At 37.3% G+C, this 15,373-nt stretch carries 12 protein-coding genes; 5 read left to right on the plus strand and 7 right to left on the minus strand.

Translation table 11 applies throughout. The features are described from left to right. Nucleotides 1-4 precede the first annotated feature (4 nt). On the plus strand, nucleotides 5-1,114 hold the full coding sequence (locus tag AC1M9J_RS03670; protein WP_092766302.1) for an S-(hydroxymethyl)glutathione dehydrogenase/class III alcohol dehydrogenase: 1,110 nt from the start codon (nucleotides 5-7) through the stop codon (nucleotides 1,112-1,114). Between the two features lie 40 nt (nucleotides 1,115-1,154). Here AC1M9J_RS03670 and AC1M9J_RS03675 read toward each other — a convergent pair whose 3' ends face one another. After that, the gene (locus tag AC1M9J_RS03675) at nucleotides 1,155-2,360 is read right to left on the minus strand and encodes an amino acid aminotransferase (RefSeq protein WP_481608615.1); all 1,206 of its coding nucleotides are present in this window, start codon (nucleotides 2,358-2,360) and stop codon (nucleotides 1,155-1,157) included. A 244-nt stretch (nucleotides 2,361-2,604) separates the two neighbouring features. On the opposite strand from AC1M9J_RS03675, the gene AC1M9J_RS03680 reads away from it, so the two are divergent. The 4 genes from AC1M9J_RS03680 to AC1M9J_RS03695 all read left to right on the plus strand — a co-directional run bounded on the left by AC1M9J_RS03680 (nucleotide 2,605) and on the right by AC1M9J_RS03695 (nucleotide 8,656). After that, on the plus strand, nucleotides 2,605-3,366 hold the full coding sequence (locus tag AC1M9J_RS03680) for an alpha/beta fold hydrolase (protein WP_481587912.1): 762 nt from the start codon (nucleotides 2,605-2,607) through the stop codon (nucleotides 3,364-3,366). A 383-nt stretch (nucleotides 3,367-3,749) separates the two neighbouring features. After that, nucleotides 3,750-5,885: a sensor domain-containing protein gene (locus AC1M9J_RS03685; protein WP_180027846.1), complete on the plus strand. Its 2,136-nt coding sequence runs from the start codon at nucleotides 3,750-3,752 to the stop codon at nucleotides 5,883-5,885. A gap of 409 nt (nucleotides 5,886-6,294) precedes the next feature. Further along, nucleotides 6,295-7,332 carry a 3-deoxy-7-phosphoheptulonate synthase gene (locus AC1M9J_RS03690; RefSeq protein ID WP_481608616.1) on the plus strand — a complete coding sequence of 346 codons (1,038 nt, stop codon included), beginning with the start codon at nucleotides 6,295-6,297 and terminating at the stop codon, nucleotides 7,330-7,332. Nucleotides 7,333-7,492: 160 nt separating this feature from the next. Continuing rightward, the gene (locus AC1M9J_RS03695; protein WP_035267499.1) at nucleotides 7,493-8,656 is read left to right on the plus strand and encodes a PilT/PilU family type 4a pilus ATPase; all 1,164 of its coding nucleotides are present in this window, start codon (nucleotides 7,493-7,495) and stop codon (nucleotides 8,654-8,656) included. A gap of 54 nt (nucleotides 8,657-8,710) precedes the next feature. Here AC1M9J_RS03695 and AC1M9J_RS03700 read toward each other — a convergent pair whose 3' ends face one another. The 6 genes from AC1M9J_RS03700 to AC1M9J_RS03725 form a co-directional block, all read right to left on the minus strand. After that, complete coding sequence (locus AC1M9J_RS03700) at nucleotides 8,711-9,886, minus strand: MFS transporter (protein ID WP_481608617.1); 1,176 nt, start codon at nucleotides 9,884-9,886, stop codon at nucleotides 8,711-8,713. Nucleotides 9,887-10,082: 196 nt separating this feature from the next. After that, the gene (gene gcvH, locus AC1M9J_RS03705; RefSeq protein ID WP_481951906.1) at nucleotides 10,083-10,457 is read right to left on the minus strand and encodes a glycine cleavage system protein GcvH; all 375 of its coding nucleotides are present in this window, start codon (nucleotides 10,455-10,457) and stop codon (nucleotides 10,083-10,085) included. A gap of 68 nt (nucleotides 10,458-10,525) precedes the next feature. Then, nucleotides 10,526-11,557, minus strand: a complete 1,032-nt coding sequence (locus AC1M9J_RS03710) for an AraC family transcriptional regulator (protein WP_179997980.1) — start codon at nucleotides 11,555-11,557, stop codon at nucleotides 10,526-10,528. A gap of 116 nt (nucleotides 11,558-11,673) precedes the next feature. After that, on the minus strand, nucleotides 11,674-12,108 hold the full coding sequence (locus tag AC1M9J_RS03715; protein ID WP_481607333.1) for a MaoC family dehydratase: 435 nt from the start codon (nucleotides 12,106-12,108) through the stop codon (nucleotides 11,674-11,676). Beyond that, nucleotides 12,095-13,960, minus strand: coding sequence for an ABC transporter ATP-binding protein (locus AC1M9J_RS03720; RefSeq protein ID WP_481595268.1), 1,866 nt, complete (start codon nucleotides 13,958-13,960; stop codon nucleotides 12,095-12,097). The genes AC1M9J_RS03715 and AC1M9J_RS03720 overlap by 14 nt, the downstream gene beginning before the upstream one ends. A 30-nt stretch (nucleotides 13,961-13,990) precedes the next feature. Next, complete coding sequence (locus tag AC1M9J_RS03725; RefSeq protein WP_481951907.1) at nucleotides 13,991-15,232, minus strand: mechanosensitive ion channel family protein; 1,242 nt, start codon at nucleotides 15,230-15,232, stop codon at nucleotides 13,991-13,993. Nucleotides 15,233-15,373: the final 141 nt, after the last annotated feature.

The following is a 15,373-nucleotide window of genomic DNA, read 5'->3' on the forward strand; positions in this document are numbered from 1 at the left end:
CATCATGAAATCTCGTGCAGCGGTGGCATTCGGTCCAGGTCAGCCATTACAAATTGTTGAATTAGATGTTGCTCCACCACAAGCTGGTGAAGTATTGGTGAAAATTACGCATACAGGTGTTTGTCATACTGATGCATTTACACTTTCTGGTGAAGACCCAGAGGGCGTATTCCCTGCGGTACTGGGTCACGAAGGTGCAGGTATTGTGGTTGAAGTTGGTGAGGGTGTAACCAGTGTAAAACCAGGTGATCATGTCATTCCGCTTTATACTGCAGAATGTGGCGAATGTTTGTTCTGTAAATCAAATAAAACAAACTTATGTGTCTCTGTACGTGCCACTCAAGGCAAAGGTGTTATGCCTGATGGAACGACTCGATTCTCTTATAACGGCGAACCTATTTATCATTATATGGGATGTTCAACATTCAGTGAATACACAGTTGTTGCCGAAGTATCGTTAGCAAAAATTAATCCTGAAGCAAACCCTGAACACGTTTGTTTATTGGGTTGTGGCGTAACGACTGGTATTGGTGCGGTTCACAATACTGCTAAAGTACAGGAAGGTGACACTGTTGCTGTATTCGGTTTAGGTGGTATTGGTTTAGCAGTTGTTCAAGGTGCTAAACAAGCCAAAGCTGGCCGAATTATTGTAGTGGATACTAATCCAGAAAAATTTAAATTGGCTGAGCAGTTTGGTGCTACAGATTTCCTCAATCCTAAGGACTATGATCAACCTATTCAACAAGTCATTGTAGAGATGACTGGCTGGGGTGTTGATCATTCATTTGAGTGTATCGGTAATACAAACGTAATGCGCTCAGCGCTTGAATGTGCACACCGTGGTTGGGGGCAATCTGTCATTATCGGTGTGGCTGGTGCAGGTCAAGAAATCTCAACTCGTCCATTCCAATTAGTGACTGGACGTAAATGGATGGGTACAGCATTTGGTGGTGTAAAAGGTCGTACTCAATTACCAAAAATGGTTGAAGATGCGATGAAGGGTGACATTCAATTAGAACCTTTTGTTACTCATACTATGGGGCTAGAAGACATTAATAAAGCCTTTGACTTAATGCACGAAGGTAAATCAATCCGTACAGTTGTACATTTTTAATTGGGCAATAAAAAACGGGCGATATGCCCGTTTTTTGTTTTTAAGCGGTAGCTTTCAAAACTTCTGCAATTGATTCAGCCACATAATCAATATTATTCAAGTTTAATCCTGCTGCGCACATACGGCCACTACGGACTAAATAAATACCATATTTATCTTTCAAAATATCCACTTGTTCGCCAGTCAAACCTGTATAACTGAACATACCTTGTTGTTTTACTAGATAGCTAAAGTCACGTTCAGGCAGAGCCGCACTCAATTTAGCATTTAACAATTCACGCATTTTAATAATACGTTCACGCATTTCTTGTAATTCAGCTTGCCATTGAGCAGTTAGATCTGCGTTGTTTAACACGTTTTCAACCAACAATGCACCTGTGCTTGCTGGACTAGAATAAATACGGCGTACAGTTGCTTTTAATTGTCCAAGCACTTTTTGAGCAGTAGCTTTATCATCACAGACAAATGTTAAGCCGCCGACACGCTCACCATACAGTGAGAAGATTTTTGAGAATGAATTACTCACAATGAAATTCATACCTGATTTATCTAAAGCACGAATAAGGTATGCATCTTCTTCAAGACCTTTACCGAAACCTTGGTAAGCGATGTCAAGGAATGGAATAAGATCATTCGTCTTAAGTACTTCGATCACTTGATCCCATTCTGCTGGCGTTAAATCTGCACCAGTTGGGTTATGGCAGCAAGGATGAAGTAATACAATACTTTTTGCTTTTAGTGTTTTTAATTCCTCAAGCATTGCTGGAACGTTAACGCCATTTGTTTCAGCATCAAAATAAGGATAGAAATGAGATTGGATACCAGCGCCATTAAAAATTGCGATATGGTTATCCCAAGTTGGCTGACTTACCCAGATATCTGACTCAGGGAAATATTTTTTCAAAAAATCAGCACCGACTTTAAGTGCTCCTGAGCCACCAAGTGTCTGAATCGTGACAGCACGACCATCTTTACGTGCTTGACTATCAGGACCTAAAACTAATGCTTGAGTCGCTTCGTTATAAGATTTCAAACCATCCATTGGTAAATAAAGTTTAACTTTATCGTTGCTCGGTTCAATATTTTTGTATGCAGCTTTGACCGCATTTAACTGAGGTACAATACTGTCTTCGTTATAATATAGACCAATACTCAAATTCACTTTTTGAGTACGCTCATCTTTACTATATTCTTCCATAAGTGAAAGAATAGGGTCACCTGCATAAGCATCTACATGATGAAACATGGTCTAAATTTCCTAAAATGTTCAAAGTAAAAAGTTTAATCGGATAATATATATAATTTCCGCACGATCACAAGATCGAATTACAGGACTAATTTTTATAAAACTCAATACTTTTACTTATAACCGAATTTTTTTGATTGTCTTTAATTTACTGAATTATATAAATAAAAATTAAACTAACACCAAAATACAAACTCTACTGTTAGAATTTGAATCACATTTTTAAAGCTATTTGAGTATATATATGCGACTAAATGCTGAGATCACCAAATCAAATGCGAATCAACGTCAACCTGCTCTTGTTCTGATTCATGGTCTTTTTGGTAGTTTATCGAACCTCGGCATGCTCGCGAGAGCATTTCAGGAAACGCATGATGTCATCCAAATTGATTTGCGTAATCACGGTTTATCACCTCATTCTAATCAAATGAGTTATCAACTCATGGCGCAAGATGTTGTAGAAACTTTAGATGATATGAATGTGCAACAATTTCACATCATTGGTCATTCGATGGGGGGGAAAGTTGCCATGCACTTAGCAAACCTTGTACCACATCGAGTAGTTAAGTTGATTGTACTTGATATGGCACCCGTCGCTTATCAAAAATCTCATCATGATCAAATTTTCAAAGCTTTAGAAGAAGTTCAAAAAGCTCAAGTTGTTTCAAGAAAGGAGGCAACCGAGTTGATGCAGAAATATATTAATGAAATTGGCGTTATTCAATTTCTGCTCAAATCTTTCCGCAATGGACATTGGCTATTCAACTTAGATGCACTTAAACAACAATATTTTCAGATTTTGTCATGGGAACGTCTTAATCCACAATCGAATGAAACTTTGTTTTTAAAAGGAGAATTATCCGATTATATTAATCTCGAGCGTGATAACGATCTTATTCGGTTCCAATATCCTAAAGCTAAATTTGTGACGATTGATGGCACTGGACATTGGTTACATGCAGAAAAACCAAGTGAGGTGATCAAAAACATTAAAGATTTTTTATAATAAATTAATAATAAGTTTAGATTATTTTTATATTATTCAACACCTACTTAATATAAGTAGGTATTTTTTTAATTAAAATCGGAATTATTTAATTCTAAGATGTCGAATTATCAAATAAATTCATTATTGTGTCGTATTTCATTATTTTTTATGCATTTTGTCTATTTAATATTCACAAGTGATAAAAATTATGTATCATGCAGAAATGGTATTTGTATTAATTTAGTCCATTTAAGTGTTATTATTATCACGTATTTTAAAATTAATGATGATTAATAATCATTATTAACTAAATTTAAATACTGATTAATTAAATTCTAAATTTTTACGCTGATTTTTGTATTCGTCATTTTGATGGGTTGTTATTTTCGAATAGGTGAACTATGAGCATTCTGGATCTGAATAGAGCTGATCATTTACAGTCCAAAGCTGTGCCTTTGCATCTAACACTGTCAGATGACTTTAAATTTGCACTCGATTTACTGCCCAATTTGATTTGGGTCAGTCACACCAACTCAGGGTATTGTAATCTCGCACTTAAACAATATATCGGTGCGGATACGCAAATCTTACGTGACGTAGACTGGCTTAAATTTGTTCATCCTGATGATGCTGAACATCTTTATCAGATTTGGAATGATGCTCAAAAAAACGGTCAGAAATTTGAAAAAGAGTGTCGTATAAAAAATAAATCAGGTGAATATCTTTGGTTCTTAATGCTTGCTGAACCTAAGGTGATTCAATCCAACCAGCAAAATTGGATGATAAGTTGCACAAATATCCATGATCGTACAATCAAAATGCGTGAAACTGCTGAGGCCTTGCGTGCGAATACAGATATGCTCGATGTCAGCGTAGACTGTATAAAAATTATCACACCAGATGGCAAGCTTGAACACATGAACAAATCTGGATGCATGGCATTACTGGGTCAAGAGCGTGTTAAGAAATTTGGAATGGATTGGTTAACGCTGTTACCACCTGAAGTACGTGAACAGGGGGCAAAAGCGATTAAAACAGCAGCTCGAGGGAAGAATGCCCGTTTTGCGGGGATGAGCACACACGGCGATACTGTGATGTATTGGGATAATATTTTAACACCTGTGCATGATGAACAAGGAAATACGACCAGTATTCTCTGTGTATCACGTGATATTACCCGTCAACGTGTTGCCGAAGCTAAACTAAAAATCAGCAGTGAATATGATGATCTGACGGGTCTGATGAATCGTCGTGCCTTCAAAAATAAATTAAAAGCGGCGATTTCACAAGCAAATCGTGAAAAAACACTTATTGGTATGATGTTTATTGATCTCGATCATTTTAAAAACATTAACGATACTTTAGGTCATCCTGCTGGAGATCATCTACTTAAAGTCTTATCTAAACGTCTGCAAAAGAGTTTGGATCGCAAGTGTATTGTTTCACGTTTAGGTGGAGATGAATTTGCAATTATTGTCTCAGGGATGACCTCAGAAGAAGAATTACATCAAACTACACAGAAAGTGCTTAAACAAAATATTGCCCCCATTACTTATGCAGGAAAAGTGATTAATAGTGGGATGAGTATTGGATGTGCCATTTATCCTAAAGATGCTCAAGATGTATTCGGATTGATGAAATGTGCGGATACCGCTCTAAATGATCTTAAAGAAAAAGGTCGTGGTGGGTATCGTATGTATGATGACGAAATGTTTGCACTTGCTGAAAAGAAGATGCAACAACTTGATACTGCTCGCTATATCATACAGGACAATTTAATCGAACCGTATTATCAACCTAAGGTTCGCTTAGATAACTGTCAGCTAATCGGATTTGAGGCTTTGATGCGTTGGCATGATACACAGCAGCAACTTCATTATCCAGCTTCAATCTCAGAAGCGTTTAACGATTATGAGCTGGCCAGTAAAATCAGTGAAATCATGCATCAAAAGATTTTCAGTGACATGGCAGATTGGATGTCTAAGGGCGTTCAACTTGTACCGATCTCAATTAATGCCTCTCCAGTTGAATTCATGCGTGACAATTATGCAGAATTGTTAATTCAACGTTTAGAACGACATCAAATTCCTGCTCATTTAATCGAGGTTGAGATTACAGAACATATTCTGGCTGAGCGTGGAATAGAATTTGTGATTCGAGCACTACAAAAGCTCAAAAATTATGGTCTTCGAATCTCATTGGATGATTTCGGAACCGGTCATTCTTCAATGACGCATTTAAGAGATTATCCTGTCGACTGTCTCAAGATTGATTATGCTTTTGTGAATCGAATGAATGAGGAGAAGTCAATCAATTCAATTGTAGAGGGCATTGCTAAGCTCGGACCTATTCTGTCATTGGATGTGATCGCAGAAGGTGTCGAAACATGCCAACAGCTCTTAAGTCTTCAGGATGTTGGCTGTGCATATGGTCAAGGCTTTTTATTTAGCCAAGCGATTTGTAAGTCTGAGGCTGAGCAACTGATGCTCAAACAAGTATGTGCTATAAAAGATTGGCTTCCTACAGATAAGCAATAAACCATTGATATATTTGAGTTATGATTGATATAACAATATTTTTTATATAAATTGCTTGTCAATCAGTCTATTTATGCGTATTTTACTTTTAAGGGTTATATTTTAGATAATTTGATGAAAACGACACACTTGATTACTAACGCTTATTATTATTTTTGGCAATTTAACATCTAGTTGCCTAGACGCGTTCGGGCAACAAAAATGTTGCCCATCAAGTTTATACCTGATTGGCAACACCAATCAGGTTTTTTTTCATCTCAACAAATATAGGAGCATCTCATGAAAACATTGAATACTTTTTATTTTAGCAACGGTTATTGGTTCTATTTTAGTCAAGAACAAAACCCAGCCAATAGACACCTCACGCTCAAATAAAAGATAGGGCAATTGCTGCCCAAAGGAATTCAAGATGAATGCAATTAATTCTCAGCTTATAACCACAGCTCAACATACTTTAGAAAAAAAATTAAGCTTACCATTAGAACTAAAATCAGCTTTACCAGTTAGTCCGATAGTTTCACTTCAAATTCGTCAACATCGCCAAACAATACAAGACATTTTAGCGGGTCATGATCCACGTTTATTGGTCATTACTGGTCCATGTTCGATTCATGATCCTAAAGCAACCCTCGAATACGCACAAAAATTAAAACAACTGCAAGAACAAGTCAAAGATCAGATTTTCATCGTGATGCGTACTTATATTGAAAAACCTCGCACCACTGTAGGATGGAAAGGCTTCTTGTATGATCCAGATTTAAATGGTTCAGCAGATATGCAAAAAGGACTTGAACAGTCTAGATCACTCTTCATTCAAATTGCTGAAATGGGTTTGCCGTTGGCCACAGAAATCTTAAGCCCAATGGCAACAGGATATTTTGATGATTTGATTTCATGGGGCGCGATTGGGGCGAGAACAAGCGAGTCGCAAATTCACCGTGAAATATCTAGCCATATGCCTTATAGCATTGGGTTCAAAAATGGTACAGATGGATCAATCCAAATTGCATTGGATGCCATTCAGTCCGCTTCACAACCGCATCAATTTCTTGGTTTAAGTCAAGATGGTGGTCCAAGCATTTTATCTTCAAAGGGTAATCCGCACGCACATTTGATCTTACGTGGATCGAATCAGGGTACAAATTACCAATTCGCTGAAATTAAAAAGATTCAAGAAAACAATAACCATGTATTACCAGCTTTGATTATTGATTGTAGCCATGGGAATAGTGCTAAAAATCCATTGAATCAACCTGCTGTATTAAAGCAAATTGTGAATGAACGACCTCAAACACAAGTCCGTGGCGTCATGCTAGAAAGCTTTTTAGTCGATGGCAATCAGAAAATTTCTGATCACATGACTTATGGTCAATCAGTGACTGATGGATGCTTGGGTTGGTTAAGTACAGAGCAATTGATTTTGGATGTTGCTCAACAACTCTCCTAATATAATTTATAAAAAAGAACCCATGAAATATGGGTTCTTTTTTTTGCCTTTAAGATTTGAATGTTTGTTTAAAGCATTAAATATTTGATGAAACAGCTGAAATAACCTTATATTTCTATTAGTATTTTAAGTATTTAATATTTATAACTTGGGGAAATTAATGTTCAGTAATGAATTACTTAGCGAAGCTCGGCAATTCATGTTCAGATTGCTTAAAAGCGTTTTTGAACATGAGGGATCAGATTTATTTATTTCAGCTGATTTTCCTCCAAGTATGAAACATCAAGGTTCAATGAAGCCTTTAAGTTCTCAAGCTTTGACTGCAGAAAAAACAAAACTATTCGCTTATAGCTTAATGAATGAAAAACAAAGAGCAGAATTTGAGAGTGAATTAGAATGTAATTTTGCCATTAATGTCCCAGATGTATCGCGCTTTCGCGTGAATGTTTTTCAACAGCAACTTAATGTAGGGATGGTCATTCGTACCATTACCTCTGAAATTCCAAACTTTGAAAAGTTGAAATTACCAGAAACATTGAAAGATGTGGTAATGGAAAAGCGAGGTTTAATTCTAGTGGTTGGTGGCACTGGATCGGGTAAATCTACTTCACTTGCTGCCATGATTGATTACCGTAATGAGAACTCAGCAGGGCACATCATTACTGTAGAAGATCCAGTTGAATACGTGCATAAACATAAAAAATCAATGGTCACTCACCGAGAAGTCGGAGTGGACTGTCACTCATGGCATAATGCGCTTAAAAACACACTTCGTCAGGCACCAGATGTAATTTTAATTGGCGAAATCCGTGATACGGAGACCATGGAGCATGCGATCGCTTTTGCAGAGACTGGTCATCTGTGCTTAGGCACGTTGCATTCGAATAATGCCAATCAAACCTTGGATCGAATTATCAACTTTTTCCCTGAAGAACGGCGCAATCAGTTGCTTATGGATCTTTCATCAAATATGAAAGCCATTATTTCTCAACGTTTAGTTCGAACTGAAGATGGTGTCGGACGTAGAGCTGCTGTAGAAGTCATGCTAAATACACCTTTAGTTTCTGATTTGATTTTGAAAGGTAACTTTCATGAGTTGAAAGAAATTATGACCAAGTCGCGAGAACTTGGTATGCAAACATTTGACCAAGCATTATTTGATTTATATAACGAAGGTGCGATCAGTTATGATGAAGCCATTCGTAATGCTGACTCTAAAAATGAATTACGTCTACAGATTAAGCTAAAAAGTACACGCGTCCGAGAGAATGCTGAAACCTCTTCACAAACCTTCAGTATGTTTGATGAAGATGCAGAGAGCTAATTGAATAAAAAAGCCTTCATCTGAAGGCTTTTTTTTGGACAAATTTTTAGCTCTCTAGACCACTTTTACTTTAGTTTGAACAACGAAGCGGTAAAACAGCAAGCTTAATAGCGTCAATATCGCGCATAATATATATGCAATCGAATACTGATAGTGTGTGATCACAATACCTAGAATAAAAGAACCTAATGCGATGCCAATATCGTAAAAGGTGTAAAAAGTTGAACTCGCATGTCCAACTCGTTCACGTGCTACAGCTTGAATGGCTTGCGTTTGGAGACATGGCTGAGCAGACCCAAAGCCTATACCAATAAAGACAGCAGATATCAATAATCCGGAAGCAGAATGAATTTGGCTTAGAATGAATAGCCCAATGCTAAAGCTCACAATCGCTGGATAGACAACGTAGGCAGGACCCTTAGAGTCATATAACTTTCCTGTGAAGGGTCTTAGAAGCATCATGGAAATTGCAAAAACAGCAAAGAATAAGCTCGCATAGGTCAATAAATTTTTTGATTCAGCATATGTCGAGATAAAAGACATGATACTTGCATAAGAAAATGAGATGAGCATCGCCATCATCGCAACAGGTAAAGCTTTAATCTCAACAAAATCATGAACACTAATTTTTGTTTTGCGCTTAACAGTTTGAAATTGTGTCTGGATCGGAATCAAAAAGCAGAACAAATAACCAATAAAAACAATTGCAGCTAAAAGTGTAGCCACTGGAATATATCCCCATGGTTGAATGAGAATCAAGCCCAACATGGGTCCTAGTACAATGGCAAGATTGACTGACATGACAAAATAGCCCATGCCTTCACCTTTACGCTGATTTGGAATGAAGTCATTGACGATTGGTATCATGGCAGTGGTCAAAATACTGAACCAAATTCCTTGTAGTAACCGAATGACCAGTAATAGGGTTAGATTATCAGCAAAGATATAAGCGAAAGAGAGCAGTACAAAAAATGACTCAGAGATATAAAGTGCTTTTTTAAGCCCAATCTTCTCGATAATGAGACCGGTAAACGGTCGTATTGCGATCGATGAAGCTAGAAACAAAGTCAGTGCAAGCCCAGCTTGGGTAATATTACCATTTAAATCATTAAGAATATAAATTGGCAATATCGTTGTCTGAGCAAAATAGAAGATGAAAATAAATAAGTTATTAATTAGACACAGAATAAAAGATTTATTCCATAGATGCTCAGCATGTATAGAAGACATAGACAACCTTGAAATATTGAACCATTAAAAGCTTCAATCTGTGCCAAATAAAATTATTTTTGGTTTTGGTCAGCAATGAAGTAGGGAGAGAAGTTGAATTAATTATAATCAAATTACATGAAAATTACAGCAAAAAGTGAGCCATTCATCCGAAAATGTATAAATAAAAAACCAGTCCGTAGACTGGTCATAAATATCACAAACCTGATTGATAATCTGTATTTGAAAGAAGTTGTTCTACATCTGCCAAATTAGATGGTTTAATTTTGTAGATCCAGCCTTTGCCATAGGGATCATCATTTACAAAATCTGGATCATCTTCTAGATTTTCGTTAATTTCAACAACTATACCACTTACAGGAGCATGAATATCAGAAGCTGTTTTCACAGACTCAACTACACCCGCTTGTTCACCAGCAGTCAATTCACGACCTACTTCAGGTGCTTCTACATAGACAAGATCACCCAATGCATCTTGTGCGTGATCTGAGATCCCAGTAACAACGAGATCACCTTCAATACGTACCCATTCGTGTGTGCGAGCATATTTAAGCTCTGAAGGATGATTCATCACGACTCCTCAATTCGATTTGAAAAATTTTCTTGTGTTATACAGTGTTTTATTTAAAAACGAAAGTTCTATAAATATGGATCTTTACGCCAACTGCTTGGACTTCGACCACTCCAACGTTTAAATGCACGACTGAAATTCGCAACATCTGAATAACCGAGTTCATCTGCGATTTGTTCAAGTGAATAGTCAGTACGTGACAGTAGGGAGGTTGCATGACGATATCGAACTTCATCCACTAAGGTTGAAAAAGAAGTTCCTTCTGCAGCCAACTGACGTTTCAGTGTACGATCAGACATATGCAGGCGATCTGCCACATTTTCAATACTTAAATAGTGTTGTTCAGAATGTGTCAAAATATCGCGAACACGCATTGAAATTCGACGGCGTTCGCCCAGCTCTGATAGTTCTGCTTCGCACTGATTAATTGCAATTTGACTGGCAATCGGATCTGCGTTAACCATCTTCAGGCCTAAATAACTTTTATCGAAACTGGCAAGAAAATGAGTCTGGTCAAAATGAATAATCGTTTTGGGATGTAGACGACTGATGTATTTGTCAAAGCCTTCAGGTTTCGGGAAGTCAAAATTAATTTCGCCATACAAATCATTAATGCCTGTCAGTGCTTTTGCCATTGTAATGACACCAAAAGTCAAAGCCATGACAATTTCAGTTCTCAGCGGTTCAAGATCAATATCACATTGTAACTGCAAAGAAACTTGTTCTGTAAATGTCGAGAAATGAAATTGCAGAAAAGGCATACGCAGTTGTATAAAGCGATTGGCTAAAATAAGTGCATCAGTAATCTCATTCGAGGTCATAATGGCATAGCCAATAAAACCATGGATAGAAATCCGCATTTGGTTACCAAGATGATAACCAAGAGAACTTTCACCTGTCATTTTGCGCGCGAGAATAATCATCTCATTCGCTACATGTAGTGGAATTCTAAATTCAGGATCGGCAAGTTGCTCGTTGGTGAATCCAAAGGGAGCGAATAGCGACTCAGCACTATAACCCCAACGAGAAACAACATCTAAAAGTAAGAGTCCGTAAACACCTGGAATGCCTAAATCTGGGCGAACTGAAACTGTTTTCATGTGCGATCCATTGCTTTACACAATTTTTTTCATAATTTTTGGTGAAAATAATACTGACATAAATTCCAGATAGAAAATACCAATTTTGTCGGACAAATCTAGTGTGAAACCGATGTTTAAGCCTTAAAAACGACAATTTTTGTGGTTGAAATCAACAAAACATCACCATGCTGATTTTTTGTTTGTGTGACATAACTCACAATTCCACGATCTAGCTTTGTTTTTGAAGGATTGATAGCAACAATTTCAACTTCCACATGCAAACGATCACCTGCACGAGCTGGTTTTGGCCATCTTAAGCTTGACTCTGAACCGATAAGCCCCTTGGCAATTGGAAAACATTCAGTCCAGAGACGCATGGTAATGGCTGAAGTTTGCCAACCACTGGCTGCGATACCTTGAAAAATAGGATGATCTTTAGCAGCCTCTTCATCAGTATGAAAGACTTGAGGGTCATATTTTTGTGCAAATTCTTTAATTTCTTCGAGTGTTAACTCATATTCACGACTTTTAAACTGATCACCCACATTTAAATCATCAAGATAAAGCATCTTCGTCTAATTCCTTGTCTTTCACTTTTTGTTCAACTAAAAATCCACCCGTTTGGCGTTGCCAAAGTTGGGCATAAATTCCATTCTGTTGGATCAGCTCATCGTGAGATCCTTGTTCTACGATGTTTCCTTGATCCAAAACAATTAATCGATCCATTTGAGCAATGGTTGAAAGTCGGTGTGCAATTGCAATTACCGTTTTACCTTCCATCAGGTCATCAAGGCTTGCCTGAATCGCAGCCTCCACTTCTGAATCGAGTGCGCTGGTTGCTTCATCTAAAATCAAAATTGGAGCATCTTTTAGGAATACCCGTGCAATTGCTATACGCTGTCTTTGCCCACCAGATAATTTTACACCACGCTCACCTACATAAGCGTCATATCCTGTCTGACCACGTAGATCTGTAAGCTGTGGAATAAACTCTTCTGCTCGAGCTTTACGGACAGCTTCATACATTTCTTCATCAGTCGCTTCAGGTCGACCATATTTAATATTCTCAGCAACACTTCGATGCAGCAAAGAAGTATCCTGCGTCACGAGAGCAATGTTTTTTCTTAAACTATCTTGGGTGACTTCATCAATCGCTTGGCCATCGATATAAATTTTACCTTGTTGGGTTTGATAAAAATGAAGTAGTAGTTGGATCAGTGTCGATTTTCCAGCACCAGACCGACCGACAATTCCAATTTTTTCACCCGGTTTAATTTCTAAATTCAAGTGATTAATAACATTTTTTTGATTATATGCAAAGCTCACATTATCAAATTTAATCGCACCAGAGTGTACCTCGAGTGGCAGTGCAGCTTCTTTGTCTTGAATTGCTATTGGTTTGGCTAGCGTGGTCATCCCATCTTGGATGGTACCAATATTTTCAAATAAGGCTGAAGTTTGCCACATCATAAAAGAAGCCATACTATTCAGCTTTAAAATCATGGCTGTCGTTGCGGCGATCACACCGATGTTTGCTTCACCAATAAACCAAAGCCAAACTGCTGTACCTAAAACGCCAAAAAATAAAATTGCGGTCAGTAGATTAATGCTAATTTCATAAGCAGTTCCCAGACGCATCTGGGTATACACCGTCTTCATAAAAAGTTGCATAGACTCTTTGGCATATTGGCTTTCACGACCAGCATGTGCAAACAATTTTACTGTTTGTATATTTGTATAAGCATCAGTCACACGACCAGTCATCACCGCGCGTGCATCAGCCTGCTTTTTTGAAATTTTTCCAAGTCGCGGGATAAAGAAGGATGCCGCGCCAATGAATAAAATCAACCATGCCATCAGGGGAATAAGGAGAAGAGGGGAGACGTTTCCTAAAACCACACTGATGGTAATAAAATAAATCACCACATAAGTAACGATATCCCCCAAAATTACCCAAAATTCACGAACTGCAAGTGAAGTTTGCATGACTTTAGCTGACAATCGACCTGCAAAATCATTGTGAAAAAAGTCTAAACCTTGAAGAAGTAATAAGTTGTGAAAACGCCAACGCAAGCGCATTGGAAAGCTACTGAATAAAATCTGATGCCTTATGATTGATTGCAAACTTGCAAAGAAAATATTAGCAAGTAGAAAACCAGACAAAATCATCAGATTTGTTTGGTTATTTTCGAGAAAATTTTGAGGCGTCGATGCGGACAACCAATCAACTAAATGACCAATTTGAGAGAAGAAAATAGCTTCAAATGAAGCTGTTGCTGCAGTAAATAACACCAACACCAAGAGATAGCGCTTAACTCCTGATGCTGCTTGCCAAACAAATGGAAAAAATTTCTTCGGCAAGGGCTGATTTAAATCTTTGGATGGATATGGATCAACGAGTCTTTCAAACCACTGCAGCATACGACTAATCTTAATTCATCTAATCAAAACTCAGTTTACTGTGTCTTGAGGAATCTTGAAATCATTCCCAGAAGGAATCTGGAATATTTTTAATCCAAACTCAGGAAGAATCGCCAAAAGATGATCAAAAATATCGGATTGGATCGCCTCATAAGCCACCCATGCTGTCGTATTTGTAAAAGCATAAATTTCTATAGGCAAACCTTCACCTGTCGGTTGTAATTGACGAACGATTAAGGACTGATTTTGTGCAATACCTGGATGATTTTTTAAATAGTATTCAATATATGCGCGGAATGTTCCTAAATTGGTTAAACGACGTTGGTTATTGACCCCATTATTTGCGTATTGCTGATTAAAGTTTTTTAACTCAGTTTGTTTCTCATCCAGATACTTTTCTAAAATCAGAAATTCCTTAAGTTTGCTGTATTCCATTGCAGATAAGAAGTGAACACTATTTTGATCGATATAGAGTGCACGTTTAATACGACGAACACCTTGCTCTTGCATACCTCGCCAGTTCTTAAAAGTATCTGTCACCAAACGATTGGTCGGAATAGTGGTATAGGTCTTATCAAAGTTTTGTACGGTCACCGTATGTAATGACATATCAATGACATCGCCATCCGCATTTAAGGTTGGCATTTCAATCCAATCACCAATCCGAACCATGTCATATGAAGAGATTTGAACTGAAGCCACTAGAGATAGAATTGTATTTTGGAAAACCAGCATGAGCACTGCTGCCATTGCCCCGAAACCTGCCAATAGCGTGAAAACATCTTTTTTAAGAAATGTTCCTATGACCATCAGTGCACAAACAACAAAAATAATGAGTTTAACTAACTGTAAATAACCCTTAATTGGCTTATTGTGAGATTTAGGATTACGTTGATAAATAATATTAAAAATGGTGAGAAGCTGACTAATTGCCAATGCAATGGTTAAGAAAATGAAGGCTTGTGCAAACATCTGAATCAATGTAATGACTTTTTCAGACAGGTGAGGAACCGTCACAATTCCATTCATAATCACCAATGCTGGGACAATGTTTGCAATTCTTCGAATAACGCTATGTTCCGCTAAGACATCACTATAACTAAAACTTAGTTTGCTAATAATTTTGCGAATACCACGGACGACCACTTGTTTAGCAATAAAATTTGCGATAAATGCAATGAGAATAAGAATGCTCAGAGAGGTCAACATCTCTAACCAAGGAAATTGATCTGACCATTCTTGGATTTGAGTTACAAAATTTAATCTGTCCAACTTGATCACCTCTAAATGAATTGGCATTAGCTTAATGGTTTAAGTTATTAAATTTATTAGAGTTAACGTTTATCAAACAGAATAGATTAAATTAATTACTTGAAATACATTTTATGAAATTCTATTTTAAATAAAATTAAT

It is taken from the genome of Acinetobacter sp. ANC_7588, from assembly GCF_056783995.1.

Bases quoted from the DNA above. Each gene is read 5' to 3' on its own strand.
- AC1M9J_RS03670 (WP_092766302.1), top strand. From the start codon at position 5: ATGAAATCTCGTGCAGCGGTGGCATTCGGTCCAGGTCAGCCATTACAA.
- AC1M9J_RS03675 (WP_481608615.1), bottom strand. From the start codon at position 2,360: ATGTTTCATCATGTAGATGCTTATGCAGGTGACCCTATTCTTTCACTT.
- AC1M9J_RS03680 (WP_481587912.1), top strand. From the start codon at position 2,605: ATGCGACTAAATGCTGAGATCACCAAATCAAATGCGAATCAACGTCAA.
- AC1M9J_RS03685 (WP_180027846.1), top strand. From the start codon at position 3,750: ATGAGCATTCTGGATCTGAATAGAGCTGATCATTTACAGTCCAAAGCT.
- AC1M9J_RS03690 (WP_481608616.1), top strand. From the start codon at position 6,295: ATGAATGCAATTAATTCTCAGCTTATAACCACAGCTCAACATACTTTA.
- AC1M9J_RS03695 (WP_035267499.1), top strand. From the start codon at position 7,493: ATGTTCAGTAATGAATTACTTAGCGAAGCTCGGCAATTCATGTTCAGA.
- AC1M9J_RS03700 (WP_481608617.1), bottom strand. From the start codon at position 9,886: ATGTCTTCTATACATGCTGAGCATCTATGGAATAAATCTTTTATTCTG.
- gcvH (WP_481951906.1), bottom strand. From the start codon at position 10,457: ATGAATCATCCTTCAGAGCTTAAATATGCTCGCACACACGAATGGGTA.
- AC1M9J_RS03710 (WP_179997980.1), bottom strand. From the start codon at position 11,557: ATGAAAACAGTTTCAGTTCGCCCAGATTTAGGCATTCCAGGTGTTTAC.
- AC1M9J_RS03715 (WP_481607333.1), bottom strand. From the start codon at position 12,108: ATGCTTTATCTTGATGATTTAAATGTGGGTGATCAGTTTAAAAGTCGT.
- AC1M9J_RS03720 (WP_481595268.1), bottom strand. From the start codon at position 13,960: ATGCTGCAGTGGTTTGAAAGACTCGTTGATCCATATCCATCCAAAGAT.